This is a genomic window from Candidatus Nitrospira salsa, assembly GCF_965152625.1.
Map to the genome: position 1 here is coordinate 79,566 of NZ_CBCUCO010000003.1, position 22,227 is coordinate 101,792.

Annotated in this window: 20 protein-coding genes; 5 read left to right on the forward strand and 15 right to left on the reverse strand. The window is 48.1% G+C overall.

The window, feature by feature from the left end:
* Position 1 precedes the first annotated feature (1 nt).
* From nuoK to secA, 15 genes are all read right to left on the reverse strand, one after another.
* Entirely contained in the window at positions 2-307 is a 306-nt protein-coding gene (gene nuoK / locus ACWQXP_RS11855) for an NADH-quinone oxidoreductase subunit NuoK (protein ID WP_454063084.1), read from the reverse strand.
* Positions 307-822, reverse strand: a complete 516-nt coding sequence (locus ACWQXP_RS11860) for an NADH-quinone oxidoreductase subunit J family protein (RefSeq protein ID WP_454063085.1) — start codon at positions 820-822, stop codon at positions 307-309. Before ACWQXP_RS11860 ends, nuoK begins: the two co-directional genes overlap by 1 nt.
* A gap of 160 nt (positions 823-982) precedes the next feature.
* Positions 983-1,522: an NADH-quinone oxidoreductase subunit NuoI gene (gene nuoI / locus ACWQXP_RS11865; protein ID WP_454063086.1), complete on the reverse strand. Its 540-nt coding sequence runs from the start codon at positions 1,520-1,522 to the stop codon at positions 983-985.
* Positions 1,523-1,540: 18 nt separating this feature from the next.
* A complete protein-coding gene (gene nuoH / locus ACWQXP_RS11870) occupies positions 1,541-2,602 on the reverse strand; it encodes an NADH-quinone oxidoreductase subunit NuoH (RefSeq protein WP_454063087.1) in 1,062 nt (353 codons plus the stop codon).
* A gap of 69 nt (positions 2,603-2,671) precedes the next feature.
* Positions 2,672-5,341 carry an NADH-quinone oxidoreductase subunit NuoG gene (gene nuoG / locus ACWQXP_RS11875; protein ID WP_454063088.1) on the reverse strand — a complete coding sequence of 890 codons (2,670 nt, stop codon included), beginning with the start codon at positions 5,339-5,341 and terminating at the stop codon, positions 2,672-2,674.
* An 8-nt stretch (positions 5,342-5,349) separates the two neighbouring features.
* Entirely contained in the window at positions 5,350-6,663 is a 1,314-nt protein-coding gene (gene nuoF / locus ACWQXP_RS11880) for an NADH-quinone oxidoreductase subunit NuoF (RefSeq protein WP_454063089.1), read from the reverse strand.
* 116 nt (positions 6,664-6,779) lie between these two features.
* Positions 6,780-7,301, reverse strand: coding sequence for an NADH-quinone oxidoreductase subunit NuoE (gene nuoE, locus ACWQXP_RS11885; RefSeq protein ID WP_454063090.1), 522 nt, complete (start codon positions 7,299-7,301; stop codon positions 6,780-6,782).
* A 101-nt stretch (positions 7,302-7,402) separates the two neighbouring features.
* A complete protein-coding gene (nuoD, locus tag ACWQXP_RS11890) occupies positions 7,403-9,154 on the reverse strand; it encodes an NADH dehydrogenase (quinone) subunit D (RefSeq protein ID WP_454063091.1) in 1,752 nt (583 codons plus the stop codon).
* Between the two features lie 92 nt (positions 9,155-9,246).
* Entirely contained in the window at positions 9,247-9,726 is a 480-nt protein-coding gene (locus ACWQXP_RS11895) for an NADH-quinone oxidoreductase subunit B (RefSeq protein ID WP_447968869.1), read from the reverse strand.
* Between the two features lie 154 nt (positions 9,727-9,880).
* On the reverse strand, positions 9,881-10,252 hold the full coding sequence (locus ACWQXP_RS11900; protein WP_454063092.1) for an NADH-quinone oxidoreductase subunit A: 372 nt from the start codon (positions 10,250-10,252) through the stop codon (positions 9,881-9,883).
* A 135-nt stretch (positions 10,253-10,387) separates the two neighbouring features.
* Complete coding sequence (locus ACWQXP_RS11905) at positions 10,388-11,614, reverse strand: class I SAM-dependent methyltransferase (RefSeq protein ID WP_454063093.1); 1,227 nt, start codon at positions 11,612-11,614, stop codon at positions 10,388-10,390.
* A 430-nt stretch (positions 11,615-12,044) separates the two neighbouring features.
* Positions 12,045-12,455, reverse strand: a complete 411-nt coding sequence (gene vapC, locus ACWQXP_RS11910) for a type II toxin-antitoxin system VapC family toxin (RefSeq protein ID WP_454063094.1) — start codon at positions 12,453-12,455, stop codon at positions 12,045-12,047.
* Complete coding sequence (locus ACWQXP_RS11915) at positions 12,452-12,652, reverse strand: type II toxin-antitoxin system VapB family antitoxin (protein ID WP_454063095.1); 201 nt, start codon at positions 12,650-12,652, stop codon at positions 12,452-12,454. The genes vapC and ACWQXP_RS11915 overlap by 4 nt, the downstream gene beginning before the upstream one ends.
* Positions 12,653-12,788: 136 nt before the next feature.
* Entirely contained in the window at positions 12,789-14,369 is a 1,581-nt protein-coding gene (gene aepX, locus ACWQXP_RS11920) for a phosphoenolpyruvate mutase (RefSeq protein ID WP_454063493.1), read from the reverse strand.
* 262 nt (positions 14,370-14,631) lie between these two features.
* Positions 14,632-17,346 carry a preprotein translocase subunit SecA gene (gene secA, locus ACWQXP_RS11925; RefSeq protein ID WP_454063096.1) on the reverse strand — a complete coding sequence of 905 codons (2,715 nt, stop codon included), beginning with the start codon at positions 17,344-17,346 and terminating at the stop codon, positions 14,632-14,634.
* A gap of 720 nt (positions 17,347-18,066) precedes the next feature.
* Between secA and ACWQXP_RS11930 the strand changes: the two genes are divergently transcribed.
* From ACWQXP_RS11930 to ACWQXP_RS11950, 5 genes are all read left to right on the forward strand, one after another.
* Positions 18,067-18,738 carry a PEP-CTERM sorting domain-containing protein gene (locus ACWQXP_RS11930; RefSeq protein ID WP_454063097.1) on the forward strand — a complete coding sequence of 224 codons (672 nt, stop codon included), beginning with the start codon at positions 18,067-18,069 and terminating at the stop codon, positions 18,736-18,738.
* A gap of 322 nt (positions 18,739-19,060) precedes the next feature.
* On the forward strand, positions 19,061-19,612 hold the full coding sequence (locus tag ACWQXP_RS11935) for an energy transducer TonB (protein ID WP_454063098.1): 552 nt from the start codon (positions 19,061-19,063) through the stop codon (positions 19,610-19,612).
* Positions 19,557-20,702: a tetratricopeptide repeat protein gene (locus tag ACWQXP_RS11940; RefSeq protein WP_454063099.1), complete on the forward strand. Its 1,146-nt coding sequence runs from the start codon at positions 19,557-19,559 to the stop codon at positions 20,700-20,702. The genes ACWQXP_RS11935 and ACWQXP_RS11940 overlap by 56 nt, the downstream gene beginning before the upstream one ends.
* Entirely contained in the window at positions 20,699-21,595 is an 897-nt protein-coding gene (locus ACWQXP_RS11945) for a TonB family protein (RefSeq protein WP_454063100.1), read from the forward strand. Before ACWQXP_RS11940 ends, ACWQXP_RS11945 begins: the two co-directional genes overlap by 4 nt.
* 29 nt (positions 21,596-21,624) lie before the next feature.
* Entirely contained in the window at positions 21,625-22,227 is a 603-nt protein-coding gene (locus ACWQXP_RS11950) for a MotA/TolQ/ExbB proton channel family protein (RefSeq protein WP_454063101.1), read from the forward strand.

Here is a 22,227-nt window from a genome sequence, read left to right on the forward strand (position 1 = left end):
CTTACCACTTCAACAACCGGAAGTCATCAACATTAATACTCGGAGTATGACGGTATAAAGCAATAATGATCGCTAATCCAACCGCAACTTCAGCTGCCGCGACGGTTAACGCAAAAAACACAAAAACTTGACCGGATAAATTCCCGAGATATGCAGAAAAGGCCACAAAATTAATATTTGTCGCATTGAGCATCAACTCAATCGATAACAAAATAATAATAATATTTCGGCGTGTGAGGACGCCGACCAAGCCGATCAGAAAGATCAACCCACTTAACATGACGTAATAGCTAATAGGAACAGCCATCAGGATTTTTGATCTAACAGACCTTTTTTAGAGAGAATGACAGCCCCGACCATCGCCACAAGCAAAATTAATGAGGCCACTTCAAACGGGAACAGATAGGTTGAAAATAAGACCTGTCCAATCGATTCGGTATTTCCCGTCACAGCCCCGGCAGATTCGACTGCAGCAGGAGCTGGAAAGACGGGCCCTTTGCTCTGCAACACCAACAAGACCGCCTCAGTCAATAGCGTCACCCCTAAAAATAATGCGACAAACGATTGTCGATGCAAACGCAATTCTCGTTTCACATTGAGTAACATCACGACAAAAAGATACAAGACAAGAATGGCTCCGGCATACACAATAATTTGAATGGCTGCCAAGAACTCCGCATGAAGTGTGACATAGAGCCCGGCCACATGAAAAAACATCACCAGAAGCGATAAGACGCTATAAATTGGATTCCGAAGTGCAACCACGAGCGTCGCCGTGACGACGATAATACTCGCGAAGTAAAAAAATATGAGACTTTCCATACTCTAATTAAACCCAAACAGTTTCTAGCTTCCCGCGTGTCGTTGATACAACACGAACACATACATCACTCAAACTCGATCCTCTGTACGCAAATACATCGTCATTTGCCAATTCGGCAAAGTCCTGCCCATAGCGCATCACGCCGGCAGCAAGGAGTCTTTAGCTCTCCTTTTGAGGAAGACTTTGGAATGCCACATTGAAGTGGGCAACATTGGGATGCTGAAATTCGATGCGTTTTTCACGCACTGGGAAGGCTCGATCCCCGATCGCTAATAACTGTTGCTTATCCAAGTGGAGATTCCGCTTATCGTACACGGCCCATTCGAATTCACGTGTCATACCCAATGCATCGACAGGGCAGGCTTGCACACAGAGTCCACAAAATAGACACCGTGTCATATCCATATAATATTCTTTAGAGTAGCGTTTCGTCGGCTCGCCAGGTACTTCGGCACTCACCACTCGAATCACTCGAGAAGGGCAGGCGGCTTCACATAAGTCACACCCAACACATTTTTCCGTTTCATCATCATATTTCAAAAGAGCCAGCATCCCTCGATAGTTTTCGGGAAGAGGCTTTTTCTCATGAGGATATTGAATGGTAATGGGCTTGTATCGGAGAAGATGAGACATCGTCGTCTTCATACCTAACAAGAGTTCATAGAACGTGAGCGTCTTAATCCATTCTTTAATTTTCATATTTCACCCACTTCTCGATTACGAACCCGGAAAGATATAGGCAAAGATGGACGTAACGACAATATTCCCAATCGCAATTGGCAATAAGACTTTCCACCCAAACCGCATCAATTGGTCATAACGCAATCGTGGTAACGTGGCACGAATCCAAAAGAAGAAAAACAAAAAGGCATAGACTTTTAACGTGAACCAAAAAATTCCGGTTATCCAGACCATCGACCCCGACCCTTGAAGAATCGGCAACGGTGCCTGCCATCCACCGAAAAATAAGACAGAGGCTACACAGGACACCAAAATCATATTCGCGTATTCAGCCAGGAAGAAGAAAGCGAAACGCATTCCGCTGTATTCGGTAAAGAAACCGGCGACCAATTCACTTTCTGCTTCAGGCAAATCAAACGGGACTCGATTGGTTTCCGCAACAGCTGAAATAATGAACACGACGAAGGCAATGGCTTGCGGAAACGGCAACGCAAAAAAGAACCAATTCCAGAACCCGCCAGCTTGAGCTTCGGTAATTTCCACCATGCTGAGTGACCCGGTGAGCAACAAGACGCCAACAATCGAGAGACCAACATTCAGCTCATAACTAATGAGCTGAGCCGCCGACCGCAATCCACCCAATAATGAATACTTACTATTCGACGACCACCCACCCAAAATAATTCCATAGGCCCCAATCGACGTAAACGCCAGGATATACAAGATACCGATATTGATGTCGCTAATTGCGAAAGGTTGAAATTCAACTCCAAAGAAGTCAACAGTCCAATTGGGTCCGAACGGAATAACGGCAAAGCCGATCAACGCGGGCACTAAAGACAGCACCGGAGCCATCATAAACATCATCCGATTGGCTCCTGCAGGGATAATGTCTTCTTTAAAGAACAGCTTCAGCCCATCAGCTACCGGCTGTAAAATTCCATACGGTCCGACTTCCATTGGCCCCATACGATCCTGCATCCAACTCAACACCTTCCGTTCCAAAAGAGTCAGGATGGCAACGGTCAGTAAGACAATACCCATAACAGCAGCAATTTGGGTCACCGTAAGCGCGAATTTTATGCCGAAATCAAACACGAGGTTACTCCAAGATTAAGAAAGAATAACGATGCAACACCTCAACCGTTGCATGACCCACCACAGAGCTCAGGAGACCTTCTCCACAATCACCGACGTACATTTATAATATGGCACCTTCGTCTCGCCATCCACGGACACGGACAAGAGCGTCCGAATGTCTTCATCAAAATGCTCGGGGAAAAACAGCACTCCCGTTGGCAAACGATCAAGCAATTTTACGGTGGTATCGACTTGACCTTGGGCATTCGAGACACGAACACGAGATCCACATTCAATTCCCAATCGCTCCGCATCCTCAGGATTCATGTTCAAGATTCCTTGGTCTTGAATTCGGAGTAGGCCTTTTGCGCGAGTCGAAAACTTTCCTGAATGAAAAAGTGACTGCCCAACGTTGAGGACAAACGTCGCCTTATCGATCCTGTCTGAAAGCTGATAACGCGTTGCGAGAGATTTGCGATACCCCTCTTGAAGGTAGTGCGCCATGGTCTCAGAGCTGGGTTCGGGAGGTGACGGCGAGGGACCCAACGTTCGGGTTCCAGGAATCACATTCCGCATTTCCTTGCCAACGGCTTTTACACCTTCATACTCTAAAGGATTGTCCATTAGGGCAGAGAGTGCGGAAAGAATTTCCCAATCCGGACGACTGTCGCCCAGTGGATCGATCGCCTTTCTGACCGCTTGGGTGTGTCCCTCAGTATTGGTAAACGTGCCATCTTTTTCAGCATAAGAACAAGCTGGCAACACGACATCCGCCAGTTTGGCCGTTTCCGTCAAAAACAATTCTTGACACATAAGGAACTCAAGATTTTCCAAGGCATCTTTTACGCCGATTGTTGGAGGAAGTGAGGCAACAGGATTTTCCCCAATCACCATCATCGCTTTCAGCTGTCCGCTTTTGGCTCCATCCAGCATATCCATAAGCGACAAGCCCGCGTTCGCTGGCAGAGCACACCCCCACGTAGTTTCAAAAGTTTGCCGAGCATCTTCCGATGCCACATCAAGAGCGCCTGGCAGCCATTCAGCAATGGCTCCCATCTCGACCGACCCTTGATCATTATTTTCTTCAGCCAGCGGACCGAGTCCGCACCCTGGTCGACTCAACTTTCCCGTCAAGACGAGCAAGTCTAAGAGGTTTAACGTTATGCCAAACCCACCCTGACTTCGGAGAACACCCTGGCCAACAAGAACCACCGCACGTTCAGCCTTAGAAAACGCCGTCGCCGCATCATTGAATCCGGAAGACATAAGACCTGTTTGAGCCTCAATATCACTCCAGGAAATCGCACCAACACGTTCCTTAATATTCAGAACATAATCCTTGGCCTTCGCTGACAGGTCGGCATCAACCAATTCTGCTTCAATCACTGCCTTGAGCAGACCAATCACTCCTGCACCAAACTGATCTGGCGAAACAGGTAAATGATGCGTCGACAACAAGGTAATATTACTGATGGTCCCGATAGTCGGCCGTAAGGCTTCCAGGGTGATTAAATCTGTCCCACGTCGCTTAACCGCTTCTTTGACCTTGAGCGCTGTAATGGGATTGGTCTCAGTGATGTTGGTTCCAACCAGGAGCACGGCATTGGCAGCAAGAATATCTTCATAACTGACTGTCCAGCTATGGGTCCCTTGAACCTGCCGAAGCGCATGAATACCATTCACATGTCCAAAGCGCGCACTACTATCCAGGTTATTCGTGCCGATCACCACCCGCATGAATTTTTGAAACAGATACAGATCTTCATTCGTACAGCGCGATGCGATCAGCCCACCTATGGAGTCAGGACCGCTCTCAGTTTTTATGCGCATCAACTGTTCAGCGACGACCTCCAGCGCCTCTTCCCACGTGACTTCAACGAACACCCCATCACGACGCACGAGCGGCGCCTTTAAACGATCTTCGTGAACGTTGGCATGATAACCGAAATATCCGCGAGAGCAGAGATCCCCGTTATTTCTCCCTGCACCGTGGGTTGAATTGACTTCAATGAGGTCGTCATTCTTCGCCTGAAACGTCATCTGACAACCATCCCCGCAATAGCCACAGATGGATTCCGTTCGTTTCAGCATCCAAGGCCGAAACTCATACATCGAGAGACGACTGGTGATAGCTCCAACCGGACAAATTTGGACACAGCCCCCACAAAACTCGCAATCAAGTTCATGCACGCCAAAGGACTGAATTTTCGTCATAGTCCCTCGACCTGCAGGAGCCAACGCCCGCACATCCATAACTTGATCGCAATACCGCACACAACGCAGGCACTGCACACATCGATTCATTTGCGTCTCAATAACTGGACTAAAGTACTCTTTCTGAAACACCCGTTTGAGTTCGACAAACTTTGTCCCTGATGCTGTATATTCGTGAGAAAAATCTTGCAAGTCACAGCGCCCGCCTTGATCGCAGACCGGACAATCAAGGGGATGATTCGCCAGGATAAAGTCGAGGACCGATTTTCTCGCCTGCGTCACCGTTGAAGAAGCCGATGAACGAACAACCATGCCGTCTGACACTGGAGTGCTACAGGACGTTTGAAGCCTCGGCATTTTCTCGATTTCAACCAAACACATTCGACAATTGGCATCAGGCGTAAGTTTCGGGTGATAGCAAAAGTGGGGAATCATCACGCCAACTTGGCGTGCGGCTTCAATGACCAGTGTGCCTTTCGGCACTGTGGTTGTGTGGTCATCAATCGTGACCGTCACCATGTCAGTTGCGGTTTGTTCACTCATCACATGCCCTACACTTGACTCAACACTGGAATTTCCTGTTTCCTATTTGGGCGAGACGCCTCGGCTTCTCGAATCAATTCCTCATACTCCGATCGCCAATGCCGCATTGTGCTCACAATGGGAGAGACTTCAGCTTCTCCAAACGCACAGACCGTCCGTCCTTCGATGCTTTTGCAAAGATCCAGCAAGAGGTCGAGATCAGACATCCGACCTTCTCGACGCCAAATCCGTTGCATGGTTTGCACAAGCCAGGAACTCCCCTCTCGACATGGCGTACATTTCCCACAGGACTCGTGATAGAAAAACTCCATTAAACGAAGGGCCGCCCACACCATACTGGTCCCTTCCTCCATCACCGTTATCCCCCCAGACCCGAGCATCGATCCAGCCTTGGCCACCGACTCAAAATCCATTTTCACGTCTAAGTGTTCTGGAGTCAGAAATGGTGCTGATGCACCACCAGGTATAAACGCTTTGAGCGGTGTGTCCGAACGCATCCCTCCACCGATCTCATAAATCATTTCACGAAACGTCACGCCCATGGGCACTTCATAATTGCCGGGACGTTTGATGTGCCCGCTCAGACAGAAAATTCTGGTTCCTGAACCCTTAGGCGGTTCACCGATCGCTGCAAACCACTCAGCTCCGCGATTCAAGATGTGAGGAATATTCGCCAGAGTTTCGACATTATTCACGACCGTTGGTTTTTGATAGAGGCCATGTGTCGCTGGAAAAGGTGGCTTGAATCGTGGCTTTCCACGTTTCCCTTCCAAGGATTCAAGCAAAGCCGTTTCCTCTCCACAAATATATGCACCCGCGCCTCGATGGACATAGATATTGACAATCTTTCCAGTACCCAATACATCGCCACCAAGATAGCCCTCTTGCTTCGCTTCTTCAATCGCGCGCTCCAAGATCTGAGCCCCGAGCCAAAATTCACCCCGAATATAGATGTAGGCCGTCTCTGCGCCAATCGTATAACACGTAATGGCCATGCCTTCTAGCACTTGGTGCGGATCACGCTCCATGAGCTGGCGATCTTTAAAGGTCCCGGGTTCACTTTCATCAGCATTACAACATAAGAACTTTGGTCCGGGATGGTCTTTCGGAATAAAACTCCATTTCACGCCTGTCGGAAAACCGGCGCCACCGCGTCCCCGAAGACCGGACTGTTTGACGGTTTCGATAATGTCGTCAGGGGCCACTCCACCAAACACTTTTCGCAAGGCTTGGTACCCACCATATTGCTCATACTCCTTTAAAGAGCCGGCATATCCCGGTTGCTCCATATTTTTGAACAGAATTTTTTCGTATTGCGCCATACGTATCAGGCTCCGCCTATTAAGACATAAGGCCAAAATGTAAGAGGGGAAATGTTCATAACTAAAGACAGGACATCCTCATGACATTTTCATTTTAAATTTTGCACTTTGATTTTTCACTTTGCCATTTCTGGAAACATAAACGGACCACTCTTCTTCGAAGAAGCCCCCTTCTGCTTCAACTCATCAAGAACTTGTCCAACCTTTTCCTCAGTCAAACGTTCATAATAATCATCGTTCACCTGCATCATGGGACCCGTGCCACATGACCCTAAGCATTCTACGACACTCAGCGTAAAATTTTTATCTGACGAAGTTTGTCCAGGAGCGATGCCGACTTTTTTATGAATCCATTCTACGACATTATCAGAACCCACTAACGCACACATCAAAGACCGGCAAACCTGTATATGAAACTTTCCAATCGGCTTGAGGTTGTACATCGAATAAAACGTCACCGTTTCATATACCTGAGAAGGGGTCAGATCTAAGAGCTTGGCAATTTCTTTCATGGACGGCTCACTCACATACCCCTCTTCACGCTGCGCGATATACAACAACGGTAACAATGCCGAACGCTTCACCGGGTAGCGCGATAAAAGATCATCGACTTCGTTTTTAAGTTTGTCAAAAATCATGGTCAAATCAATGAAAAGTTGAAAATGTAAAATTGAAGAAATGTGCTCCGAACTTCACAGTAATTTTGCACTTTGCTATTTACATTTTGCATAGCATTTTCCTATCGATCACACTCCCCCATCACAATGTCATATGTCCCAAAAATTGTAATAATATCTGAAATCAGGTATCCACGTGCCATATGATCAAATGCTCCCATATGCACAAACGAAGGCGACCGGATTTTCATACGATACGGCCTTGGACTTCCATCACTAATGAGGAAAAATCCCAGTTCACCCTTCGGCACCTCGGTTGCACAATAGGTTTCACCTTTCGGTGGCTTAAACCCCTGCGTAAAGATAATAAAATGATGAATCAGACTTTGCATATCCCGCATGACATCAGGTTTAGGAGGCGGGATCACTTTTGAATTTTCAGCAATAATCGGCCCTTCCGGAAGCTGTTCCAAACATTGCTCGATAATGCGCGCACTTTGTCGCATTTCTTCAACGCGAATCCAGTACCGATCATAGGTATCGCCATCTTTCCCGACCGGCACTTCCCAGTCAACTCGATCGTAGACGCCATAGGGTTCTAACTTTCGGATATCATAGGCCACGCCCGACCCGCGAAGACTAGGACCAGTCAAACCAAAATTAATGGCATCTTCAGCTGAAATCACAGCAACGCCCTTCGTTCGGGCTACCCAGATTCGATTTGACCTCAAGAGCGTATCGTATTCATCAATGTGCGCAGAAAAGGTTTTCAAAAATTCTTTGAGTTCTGCAAGAATTTCCGGTGTGAGGTCGCTATCGACTCCGCCAAAACGGAAATAATTCAACGTCAGGCGAGCTCCACATAACTTCTCAAACATATCCAGTAAGACTTCACGCTCTCGGAACGTGAAAAAGAACACCGTCATCGCCCCGATATCCAGGGCCTGAGTTCCCAGCCAAAACAAATGACCGATAATTCTCTGCATTTCCGCTACGATCGTCCGAACGTATTCTGCTCGCTCTGGAATCGTGATGCCCACTAATTTTTCCACGGCACGAACGTACGCGTAATTATTGGTCATGGCACAAACATAGTCCAACCGATCAGTGTGAGGGAGGATCTGCATGTAATGAAGCCCCTCAGCGAGTTTTTCCACCCCACGGTGCAAATACCCAAGATCCGGTACGGCCTTTGTGACACGCTCACCATCGAGTTCTAACACGACTCGCAGGACACCATGCGTACTTGGATGCTGAGGACCCATGTTCAATAACATCTCGGTCGTCCGCTTAGAATCTTCCGGCGAATCCCCTGCCATGAATTGATGACGCTGATCAGACGGAATCTCCTCTTCCGACCAGACCGTCTCAGGTTCGTCCAACCTGGGAATAAAGTCCATTTGACTTCGCCACCCTCTGCCTTCAGCTGGAAAATCCTTTCGCAAAGGGAAACCCTCATCATAATCCTCGGGCATCAAAATCCGGCGAAGATCGGGATGTCCGGAAAAATGAATCCCCATGAGATCATAGACTTCTCGTTCCAAAAAATTTGCCCCAGCCCAGATATCACTGATCGTCGCAAGACTCGGATCGTCCTCAGGCACCCGAACCTTCACACGTATTCTGATCCCATGCGGCAACGAGAGAAAGTGATAAATCACCTCAAACCGTTCAAGAGCGTCAGGGTAATCCGCGGAACAGATATCCGTCATATGATCAAACGCCATCGCGGGGTTATCGTGAAGAAACCTGGCGACTTCCCCCCACCCACCACGTGCGACCTGGGCAGACAGCTCGTGACGCTGCGCATCCTCATTCACCGATTGCACAATCGATGGAAACTGTTGCTGTAAGGTTTCAAGAACTACATGCATGGTTATTCAACCGCAGACATAATACTTCTGGGTACGATCCCAACCCCCTCGTAACATGAAGACGGTGGCAATCGACATAATTGGCGATCCACCTATTTAACGAACACCTTCTCTCGCTGAATTTTTTCTTGTAGCTTAATCAGGCCATCTAGGAGGGCTTCCGGACGTGGAGGACAACCAGCGATGTAGACATCAACGGGGACAATCTGGTCAACACCTTGCACAACACTGTAGCTGTTATAATGATTACCAGACGTCGCACAGGACCCCATCGAAATGACGTAACGAGGCTCGGCCATTTGGTCATAAATACGACGAATGACGGGCGCCATCTTTCGACAGACGGTGCCGGCCACAATCATCAAATCCGATTGCCGCGGGGAGGCCCGGAACACTCCAGCTCCAAATCGATCAATGTCATAACGAGATGAAACCGACGCAATCATTTCAATGGCACAGCAGGCTAACCCAAACGTCATCGGCCAGAGCGCAGACTTGCGAGCCCAGCTAATGAAATAATCGAGTTGCGTGGTCACGATATTCGGTTCAAGCTGTCGTTCGAGAAAACTCATCAAGCTCCATCCGACCGAGCATGGCTACCGACCACCCAGTCACTCTCACTATGGTTAATATCCTAACCAGTTTACACCCTGATTAGGGATTTCGCGTTAGCGGGCTATTTTATCTGGTCACACCCCTTTTTGGCTAGGCCTAATGGCCTATTTTTTATTCCCAGTCCAATGCTCCTTTTTTCCAGACATACCAAAAGCCAACTACAAGAATGGCGATAAAGAGACCCATTTCAATGAGCCCCAGCAAACCAAGATCTTTGAATGCCACAGCCCAAGGAAACAAAAAGATAATTTCAATATCAAAGATGACAAACAGCATGGCAATAATATAGTAACGCATCGGAAACTGGATGCGGGCATCCATAAACAACGGACTTCCACTTTCATACGGAAGTAATTTCGCACGGTAGGGACGACTGGGACGTAAGGCAATACCGACGAGGAGTGACACCAACCCAAAGGCTGTCCCGATAACCACAAATATGACGATAGGGATATAATTGAATGGAACCGCTTCACCACCCATACATTACCTCTCGTGAATCCTTCGATCTTGTCGGCACAGTTTGCATAGTCATGACAATCATCAACAATACTGACATCTTTCTTTGTATCTCGTCGTTCGTTGCTCCTATCTCGTAAAAAGAAGAATGAATTCGGCTTAGTGTTCTGAGCCGATATCAAGCAAAGCCTCTTCAAAGAAGGGCCGAAATTTGAGACCTGCTAACGTCGGAGACTCAATCGCTTTGTGTTGTACCAAAAATTTAAAGGTTTGTCCCATACTCTGTGGTCGCAAAAACTGAATGGCTGACTGCATTTCCTCTGATTCAGGATCGACATCGGCCAGCATTTCATCAGCTCCAAGTCCAAGAAGAAAATTCATCAGGTTGGTAAAACCGGTCACTGACAACCCAACTTGCGTTCCCTTCCCCGCCAGCGCCGAAAAATTCACATGTGCCGTGATGTCCTGTTCTCCAACTCGAACGAACGGATTCGAGGAAGCGGTATGCTTGTGATAACACAACAAGGTTCCATCTTTCCGGGACATATCGTAATAATCCGAAGCCGTATGTCCATAGTCGATCGTGAGCACAAAGCCGCGCTGGAGCACACGAGCGACTTCTTCTATCCAATTCAGCGACTCCAAATGAGCCTCTGTGCTGTAGCCATCTGGCCACTTCTGACTTAAGCCATCGGTATATGATTCAAGATAGTCTCGAACGTCTGACGTTGAAAGCTCCCCTATGTGTTCGCACAATGCCCCTCCCTGATAATCAACAAAGACTTCATGAATCCTATGATCCGATACTCGGACGCGGTGAACGGGCAAGGCATCGACTAACTCATTGCAGAAAATCACACCATGGACCGAGTGCTGATCCAGTGCTGATAATGAGGTGCGCCATTCAATAGACCACCCTTTTTCCACAAATTCGGCAAGATGATGCGCTTGCGTTTTTTGCATCATTGGACTTCGTTCAATCAAGACGTAGGTCAACCTCGCGGATAAGTCAGCATCCTCATCGATGCAGGCACGCAACACATCACGTGCAAGCAGCCCTTTTCCTGGCCCCACTTCCACGACCGACAATTGAGGGGGGCGCCCCAGTAAATCATCCATTTCACGAATCTGTTTTATTAAACATTTCGCCAGCAACGGATGAACATCGGATGATGTATAAAAATCTCCAGACCATCCAATGCGTGAATTTTGCGTTGACTCCTCAGAGGCTTGCGTCCCGCTGGTCATATAATACCCTTCGTCTGGATCATAGAGGACTAACTCCATAAAACGCGCGAAGGTTATTGGACCGAGCCGAGCAATCTCGTCAATGATTCGTTGGGAAAGTACAGTGTGGCCGACCTCTGTTGAATTCGAGAGTGACACAGGCATGTTCCTAACATACGAAAACTCGCTAGAAAATAACCTCGTACGATACGGGGCCAAGGATGAGCAAGTCAAGCAAAGAGCATGAGGGCACACCGAGAGAAACGATAACTCATTATTCACCGAGAATCACAAACGCGAAGACCGAAACCCCTGCAACTCAAACGTGAGAATGGCCACGGCGACACACCCACATGACACAACCTGGGATTCCGATTTTTCGAGAAAAGTTCCGGATAAGTTAGAAGACTCGAATAGAGAAAGAAGAGCGGCAGACAGTACGGTAAGCAGAATAGTCTGTCATCTGAAAAAATTAGGGCAGAACGTGGTAGGTAACACTCTGTGCATGTACATCATACAGAGCTTTTCTGACGGCACATGACGCACATTCATCATTTCGTGTGAGTACAATGAAGCTTCACGCAATTTTTCACCAAGCACCTGGGATGTCATGTACTTGGAGCAACGTCGCACGCGCGATATAAGTAAAATCTCTATCGCGGTGGAATAACTCGACATCATTCGCAATACACACCGCGGCGATAAGACAATCAACGGTCTTGCGAACCGTCAGCCCTCGCCGTCGACAGGCCCGGTAGATACTCGCGCTTTGTTCAAAAATCACAAGACTGTCCATGCGGAGGATTGGATAGGAGAGGAGAATAGTCCGGGTCTGCGCATAGACCGCGTCATCTCGAATACTTTGGAGAATTTCGCAAAAGATTAGATCGGTCAGAGCAAGAGAGTGGGATTCGCGAATGAGATGTTGGAGATAACGGTCCTCGGGAGTCTGGGCACGGTTAAAGAAATCGATCCACACGGTCGTGTCGACCACAATCACACGCGAGACTCGCGGGTCTCGTCAATATTCCCTTCCCATCTCACTACTCCGCGAAGCTGCAGAATTTCCTTTCTCTTTTCCTTCTTCAACAACTCTTGCAACGCTAAATGAACGAGTTCTTTTTTCGACTTGCACTTGAAGAGGCGCATCCCCTCCTTGACCAACTTGTCTTCCAAATCTATATTTGTTCGACTCATAGTATACCTCCAGGCGACACCTTTACTGTAACACATCATGGTGTATGCCGCTATAGATTTTGGTGTATAGGTCGGTATTGAAGGAAGGTAGAGAAACTGAAGGTCGGTACACATTCTCGCAGGCGACACTTACGACTCAAAACTCCATGGCTTCCGATAAGATTTCAAGATCATCTATATCGAGCCAATGTCCATTGGTGTACACCACGCGAATCTCAGATCCTTGGCGTATGAGATATTCAAACAAGTCATTCATTCGAAGGGCATGGAAATCATCTCGGCCATGAAGTTCTGCTAACGCTGCCTGAACATGTTTCGCACCCTCGGCACTCAACTTCACCATCCCAATCCATTCGCCATCGGCCTGATCTGGAGGAAGAGAAGGGTTCACCTCTAGCAATCGCACAGACTCCTCAAAATAATCCGTGTCATACCGTCGCGAACACCGAACAAAATCGGTAAAGCGATTGAGGACATGGGTTCGTATTGGATTTGCGTCCACACTCACGACGATGTCTCCAGGCTCATTGAGCAAGCGGAGCAAGATATAGTTTTTGAACAGAATATCCCCGTACGACACAATGACTGGTCGATCTAAATCGTCCAACACCGTATACAAGGAAGACAGTTCTTTGGTCTGTTCATACTCCGCATTGATCACTAATTTGATGTCAGGAATATCAATGGTTTCAGATTTATACCCGCCCACGACAAGAATATCGTGAATTCCAACGGTATGAAAATGGTCAGTAAGCCGCTGTAACAAAGGCTTTCCTTGAATAGGCAACATGGCCTTCGGCCTATCAGCAGTCAATGATCCTAAATCTGCCCCTTTAGATGCCGCCAACACAATGGCACGCCCATGCTCAGTTTGACGGCTGGGAAGATATGCCTCCTCGGCAATCTTTAAGGTTTCTGCATCTTGCAAACGAAACACTTCTCGAACCGGCACAATGGCATCTTCCACCGTCAAAAGTGATTGTTCGGTATAAATCTTTTTGGCAATATCCTGCATCGCTGAAATACTCGCCCGGACTAAGTGATTCGCCCAAATCACCATGCTAATCTTCGCTTCTTCAAACACGCTCGTTGGAGTGGCATAGTACATCGTGGGAACAATAACCACCGGACAGGGCTCGTGCCACTCTTTCATAAACGTCAAAATTTGATCAGGCTTCGACAACTTGCTATGGATCAGCACAGCATCGGCCCCAGATCGAGCATAGGCCTGAGCTCGCTTCAATGTTTCAGTCAGACCCCAGCCGGCAATAAAGGCTTCGACGCGCGCCACCACACAAAAATCTGAATCCTGCTGCGTGTCTTTAGCCGCTTTAATCTTGCCGCAAAACTCATCCATGTCTGCCAGAGGCTGTTGCTCTCCCAGAAAAGAATTGGTTTTGGGGAATAACTTATCTTCGAGGCACACCGCCGCCACATTGCGTTGCTCCAGTTTCCGGACAAGCCTGCAGACATTATTAAAATTTCCATAACCCGTATCTGCATCCAACAATAACGGAATCGTCGTCGCATCACTCATGAATTCGACAACCTCTAATACTTGCGTCCAACTCGCCTCATTGTTGTCTCTCACCCCTAAGGCCGCCGAAATACCTAGGCCACTGCCCCAAATTCCCTTATGCCCCGACTCCTCAACGATTTTGGCACTTAGACCATTATGGGCTTCGAGGAGAAACTCCAGTCGATCTGATTGCAACATCCGTTTAAATTGCGTGGTCTTTTTCACTCACTTCACCTTCGATTGTCGGACATGGCAAAACATGTAAACAAAACACATGAGTTTCCAGCGAATGGCAGCATAGTGGAACTATCATCAACGTTCTAAGAAATTTACGAGTCGAATCGCAAGAGAAGCAATAGGTGAATCTAGGAGGAAATCGTCACGTATCTCAATTCATCCGTCAGTGATCTCTTTAACCATTGCCTCACGCCGCTCAAATAAAAAAAGCACTGCAGCACAATTACTGACCATGACATTTTTTATACTTTTTCCCGCTACCGCACGGGCAAGGATCATTGCGTCCGACTTTTTCCTCTGTCCGAACAACCGTCTTCCGTGCTGGAGCGGAGTCTTCGCCTCGATTAAAACTCATCTCTGGGGCACTTGGGACTTCGGCAATAGGTTCAGGTTGCTCTCCTCGAACCAACTGCACCTTAAACAACCGTTCCAACGCCTCTCCTTTGATCCGCGCCATCATTCCTGCAAACATGTCGTAGCCTTCACGCTTATATTCCGCCAACGGATCTTTCTGTCCATACCCGCGAAGGCCAATACCATCCCTCAACTGATCCATGCCTAACAAGTGGTCTTTCCATTGTTGATCAATAACTTGCAGTAAGACCATTTTTTCTAAATATCGAAACATCTCCGAGGTGACGCCCTGCTCCTCAGCAGACCGTGACTCTTTATCTTTATAGGCCTGGTGTACGTGTTCCTGAACCTCCTCTTTCAAACCATCTCGTCCCATCTCTTTGAGGTCATCAATTCGAAGGAAATCAAGACCAAATTGCCCGTGAATTTGTTCTACAAAGCCTTCAAGATCCCATTCTTCGGCATATTGATCTTCTGGACAGTAGGTATCGACTAAGGAGTTGATCGTATCTGTGATCATATCCTGAAGTTCTGAAGACAAATCTTCAGCACCCAACACCATCGAGCGATGTTCGTAGATAATCTCACGTTGCTTATTCATCACATCATCATATTCAAGAAGGTGCTTTCTAATTTCAAAGTTATGCGCTTCGACTTTCTTTTGGGCATTTTCAATGGACTTACTCACCATCCGATGTTCAATCGGCACCCCCTCTTCCATGCCCAGCTTGAGCATCAAGTTTGACACACGCTCGGATGCGAAAATTCGCATTAAGTCATCTTCCAGGGAGAGAAAAAACCGAGAGGAACCAGGATCGCCCTGACGCCCCGCTCGACCGCGAAGCTGATTATCAATACGCCGACTCTCATGTCGTTCAGTACCAACAATATGCACGCCACCCGCGGCTAATACTTCGACTTTGTTCTCTTCACATTGCCGCTTGATTTTTTCATACGCCTCAGCCTGTTGTTCTTCCGTCAAACCTTCATCTTTATAAATGACCTGCTGCTTGAACAACGCCTCAGGGCTGCCACCCAAGAGAATATCCGTTCCGCGACCGGCCATATTCGTCGCCAATGTTACGGCACTTTTTTGGCCGGCCAACGCAATAATTTCGGCCTCTTTTTCATGGAACTTGGCGTTCAAGACATGATGTTGAATTCCACGGTGCTTCAGCAGGGTCGAAAGCCGTTCTGACTTTTCAATCGAAATGGTTCCCACCAACACCGGCTGACCACGGTCATGAAATTCCTTAATTTCATCGGCAATGGCATTGAATTTTTCTTTTTCCGTTCGAAAAACCACATCAGCATAATCGATGCGGACCATCGGACGATTGGTGGGAATAACATTGACATCCAAATTATAAATCTTGGCAAATTCTGCGGCTTCAGTATCTGCCGTTCCAGTCATCCCGGCTAATTTCTCATACATGCGGAAAAAGTTTTGGAAGGTGACAGAAGCCAGAGTTTGATTTTCATTCGCAATCTTCACCCCTTCTTTGGCTTCTACGGCTTGATGCAACCCGTCACTCCATCGACGCCCAGGCATTAGTCGTCCGGTAAATTCATCAACAATAATGACTTCACCATCTTTGACGACGTAGTCCACATCTCGTTTCCACAACGCATGAGCCTGCAGCGCCTTAATAACATGGTGCACAAGACTCAAATGCTTCATGTCGTAGAGATTGTCAACTCCGAGCTGTTTTTCCACATTTGCATTGCCTTCATCCGTCAGCGTCACCGTCTTGGTTTTTTCTTCGATCGTATAATCTCGTTCATGCTGCAAGTTCGGAATGATGCTGTTAATACGGTAATACATATCGGTGCTGGCTTCAGCCGGCCCGGAAATAATGAGCGGGGTCCGGGCTTCATCGATCAAAATACTGTCAACTTCGTCCACTATCGCAAAAAACGGTTTTCGCTGTGAAAACTGGCTCAAATCCGTGACCGTGAGATTATCGCGTAAATAGTCAAACCCATATTCGTTATTGGTTCCATACGTAATGTCAGCACGATAGGCTTCTGGCCTCGAACAGGGGCGTAAATATTGTAAGCGTTTATCAGGGGCGTCATACGTAGAATCAAAGAGGAACGACGCATCATGTTGAATAATGCCAAGTGTCAGACCTAATCCTGTATAGAGGGGCCCCATCCACTGGGCATCGCGTTTTGCTAAGTAATCATTCACCGTCACCAAATGGGCACCCTTGCCAGCTAACGCATTGAGATAGACGGGAAGCGTGGCAACCAACGTCTTTCCTTCACCCGTTCGCATTTCCGCAATCCGTCCCTGATGCAGCACCATTCCGCCCAAAAGCTGCACATCGAAATGCCGCATGCCTAAACGCCGCTTGGACATTTCACGACAAACCGCGAACGCCTCTGGCAAAATATCGTCCAAGGTCTCACCGGCTTCTAATCGTTTTTTGAAGGTTTGGGTTTGATCCGCCAGCCCTTCGTCTGAAAGTGGCGTGAGTGACGATTCTAATTCATTAATCTTATCAATAACCGGCTGAAACGCCTTAAGTTCTCGATCGTTCTTACTTCCAAAAAGAATGTTCAGGAGTTGAATAAACATGTGGCAGAACCAATCATTTAGCAGTTAGCACAATTGTGGGATGTGACATACGAAGGGTAAACGATGTCAAGAATGTATCTAGATGAGATAGCGTAAGACGAAATCAAGAAGAATTACTTACTGGCTATCCGACTGTTGGGTTCAGGAATTCACGAGAGAAATGCGAAATCCCCGACCTTGGCCATTAGTATACCTGAATAGGGGAAGGAATCAACAGAATGGTTGGGTAAAGTACTTCGCTAGTCACATACCATTATACTTGCATCGCACATGACTTACCTCGGAGAAAACGACCAAGTCCGAGGGCTCAACAATTTAAAAACGACATGAAAGATCGTCACTCAGACTTTGCATTCAATTTTAAATCTCCGAAATGAGTGATTCGAGTATGATGCTCAGCATTATGGGCCGTCAATCAATCGCCAGTATGGAGGCCAGAATCAAGCGAGACGATTAGCTTTCCCCACCGTCTTTCATGAACTCCGCATAGCTCCTAAAGAATCTACAAAAGTGACCAAATGCATAAGTATTTCTCTGAGATTTACAAAAAGAATCTAATAACACCGACCAAGTGTTGCATCCGTTAGTATCCATAAGCAAAGACTCGTAGAAAATACAGCTGTTTTCGGAGTAACGTAGCACTTAGTAGAACGCATGACAGTCATGACATTTGTCATCTCGATTTTCCTAGTTTTATCAGTATATTGAAAGGAGCAAGAGATGTTTGTATTTACACAAAGATGGCCTTCTTACCTCTGCATCACCTTACTACTGAGTTTGGTCGCTACGACTCCTGTGTTCGCGCATGGCATTACCTTTAAGACGGACTTTAATGACCCCACAGCTGGACCAGGAACGATTTTAGACCAAAGCTCCATCAGCCCCTCTCGAATTTTTCAATATACAGAAAATGATGTCTATGCAACGGCTATTCGAGATCTAGACGCTGAAAGTCATTTTCACCTCTTCGGAGACGGTTTGGTGATGGCGGGAGACTCCGAAGGTGTCAGATTCACGTTTGGCGGAGCAAATCCGACTACCCCGTTCAATGCATTTAGTGTTGACGTCACGGAACTCGGTACGGTCGATACGTTATTCACACCGTTTATGGGAACAACGGCCGGACCATCGTCTCTCATTGCCGGAACAGGACTCTTCACGTTCGATGAAAATGCATGGAGCGGCATTTCGTCGTTCACGGCGACGTTTGGAAACCCACTGCCGGGAGAAACAGCCAGACTCGTTCTCACCGATTTGAACGTCCATCAAGCCGAAACGAACCCAAACCCGGTCCCTGAACCTGGAACCCTCGGACTGTTTGGCGCTGGCCTGATCGGGCTAGGTCTTCTCCGTTATCGGAAAAAATCTGCCGGCTCATCGTCTTGCGAGTAAGGGATCGTTTTCTTTTCTCGAACGAACACATTCAATCTCTCGCTATGGGTGGACAGAACCAAGCGGATCTCACCGTCAACGCAGGAGGACACCACGCGTAGCAAATTGGAAGTACGTTCTTCGTTCAGTCACTATGGAGGGACAGGAGTCTCACACGGCATCTTGACACTCTGAAAATTCCTTCCATAAGATGAACGAACCTTCCAATATTGAATGCGAGCACAACGCATCATACACCTACTTTCATTCAACGTGGAGCGAATCACCAACTATCTGTGTTCCCATGACACATCAATCACTGAATGTCATCATAGGTTCCGCCATGATCCTCTTTTCACCGTTTCTCATCGGAATCCCAGGCGGACTGGCGCAAGCACCAGAACAGGATGAAGTTGAAACACTCGATATCATTGAAATCCCGGGTACCGCCGTGACGAAAAAACCTCGAAACTTGGCATTTCCAGAACCGGACACCACTTCGTTGCACCCCGTTTTCGATGACTCGTTATTGCACATTCCGGTTTCCCTCACCATCGATCATCCCATTCCGCAACCATCTCCAGCGCTCGATCCAATCGGGCACCTACAGGGAGTACGCTCACCAGTCAAACCGATTAAAGCCGAGCATCCGCCCTACCCACGTTTCGCAAGGGAGCAGGGATGGGAAGGTATCACCGTGGTTCGAATAACCGTTGAGACTGATGGACGTGTAGTCTCGGCGACAACTCAGAAAAGTTCAGGATTTCCGGTTTTAGATGAAAGCGCTGTCCAAACGGTAACCCAATGGGTCTTTACTCCAGCAAAAAATGGAGAATTCAATGTTGCCTCAACTGTCGACCTTCCGATACGCTTTGATTTGGATCAACCCAATTAACATGATGCGGCCTCATCACCCCCCAACACAGAGCCCTCGGCGAAAGATGCTCAGCCTTCAGCAATGGTTGATGATCATGACCGGGTGGATGATCTTGATTGTTCCATTGACCGCGTTTGCAGATGAAGCACTCGATCATTTCAACCTGGCCCATCAACACGTCCAACAAGGTCAGCATGAGCAAGCCGTCACCGCACTTCAAACGGCCATCAACGCCTACCCACACTTCGCAGAAGCCCATCATCTGCTTGGGCTGGTCTACTTCACAGGCCTCCAGCAGCCGGAAAACGCTATCAATGCCATGAAGCAGGCTGTGGCCTATTACCCAAACTTTGCACGCGCTTACATGGATCTGGGGACAGTCCTTCATCATCAACAGAACATGGCCGAGGCGGAAGCGGCTTACCAAAAAGCCGTCACACTCTATCCTCGTTTTCTTGAGGCTCAACTGGCCATGGCAAACCTGTATGACCAGACTAGGCAACCACAAAAGGCTATCACGGCCTATACCTCCGCATTAAAGCTGAAACCTGATCAGCCGCAAGTCCTCTATAAACTTGCGTACTGGCATCATCAAGCCGGAGAGGAGCAGGACGCGCACACGATGCTTGACCGTTTACTGAAAACTGATCCCGATCATCTGGAAAGCTGGTTACTCAAAGGAGAAATGTTCGAAAAAGACAATAAACCCGACAACGCCATACAGGCCTACGAGCAAGCGATCAGCATCAAGGGAGATTTGCTTGGCCCACACCATGCGTTAGGATTTCTGTATCAGGATCAAGGGAAGAGTGAGAAAGCCGCCAAACACTTTGCGGAAGTCGTCAAGCTCGACCCCAACAATCCGGAAGCCCACCTGAATTATGGGGTGATGTTAGCCGGCTTGAAACAACTCGACGAGGCTGAACGAGAATATCAAACGGCGATTTCATTAGACTCGGACCTCACAGAAGGCTATTACAACCTCGGGGTGTTTTATGAATTTCACCGGAAAGATACAGATAAAGCACTGATCCAGTATCAAGAATACCTGAAGCGTGGCGGAACAGATGAACGCATCACGAAGCTAGTCAAAAAAGTTCAACCATGACCTCGGCTGCTGCCATACAGGAAGAAATCTCACGTCGAACATTCGTCATGTGCGGCGTCTTGTCGCTCGCATTGCATGCATGTTTGCTTGCGGGTTTAGGTCTGATCCAAACAGCCAAACCTGTCGCCGAAACCGTACCGGTCGTCAAGGTCACCCTGCGTCCCACTGAAATCCCGACCAAAACTGAAAGCCCTAGTCCGACACCCGAGACGAAAGCCCCGCCGCTGCAAACCGTACCACGCCGGATTCCCTCACCACCCATTGTTCAACCAACTCGACCTCAGATTTCGCAACCGCAACCGATCAAAGCAACCGCCGCACTCCAACTGGACCCAATGCCAACGACCATAGAGCCTTCGACCCCAGTACGAAAAACGCGAACGTTGAAAGATACGTTGGCATCAAATGCCTTGTTTGCCCAAAGTGCTACCAAAATGGTGAAGCGTTCAAGAACAAACGTGACGGTTCCATCCGCAGCGAACACTACGCACATGACCATTGACAAACTTCCGACGGTCGGGAGCTCCTCCTTGAGACCAATCCAAAGCACACCTCTGGCAGCGATGCCGCCACGATCACGACGATTGACGGCAAGCCTTCCAGCAACAGAAGGATTAGGTCTTAAAAAAATCGCTATTCGCCATTCTGTACGTCCGGTCTATCCGCGAGTGGCAAAAGAAGAAGGCTGGGAAGGCATCGTGCTACTCCGAGTCCTAGTTCATCGCAGCGGCATGCCAGGAACAGTCACCATTCAAAAAAGCAGTGGATATAAGATCTTAGATGACGCCGCCATTGAGGCCATTCGTCAATGGCGCTTTGCCCCAGCCAAAGATGGCAACTTTGCCATTGAGAAGCATGTCGACGTCCCGCTGAAGTTTGGACTCCACGGTTAACTTCTTGATATTTTTAGAACAGTGAGGCAATGCAACAGATGATTCAGGTACTGATAGCTGGTGGATGGATGATGGTTCCCATTGTGCTCTGCTCCGTGCTGGCTGTGGCTATCATCCTAGAACGGCTCTTCTATTTTCGTCATCTCGGCTATGAATCAGAAGCGAAACGGATCCTCACGCTCACCGAACAGGAAAAGTTTACCGACGCACTGGCGATTGCCGAACAAAAACCCAAGCCTCTCTTGCGAGTCTTAGCCGCAGGAATCATGAAGCGAAGCGAACTGCCGGAGAAGGCCATGGAGGCCACAAGCCTTGCAGAACTGGCCAAAATGAAACGTGGGCTCTCCGCACTCGACACCATCATCACACTCGGGCCACTCCTCGGGTTACTCGGGACCATTGTCGGCATGATTGACTCATTCGGCATCATGGCCGAATCAGGGCTCGGCCAACCCCATGCCGTCACAGGGGGCGTCGCTGAAGCTCTGGTCTGCACCGCCGCCGGCATTTTCGTCGCCGTCACCACACTCATCCCCTATAATTATTTTCTGGCTCGAGTGGAACACGCGACCGAACGTATGGAACAATATGCCACACATATGGAGTCAGCCCTCACAGCTAAGGCTCGATAG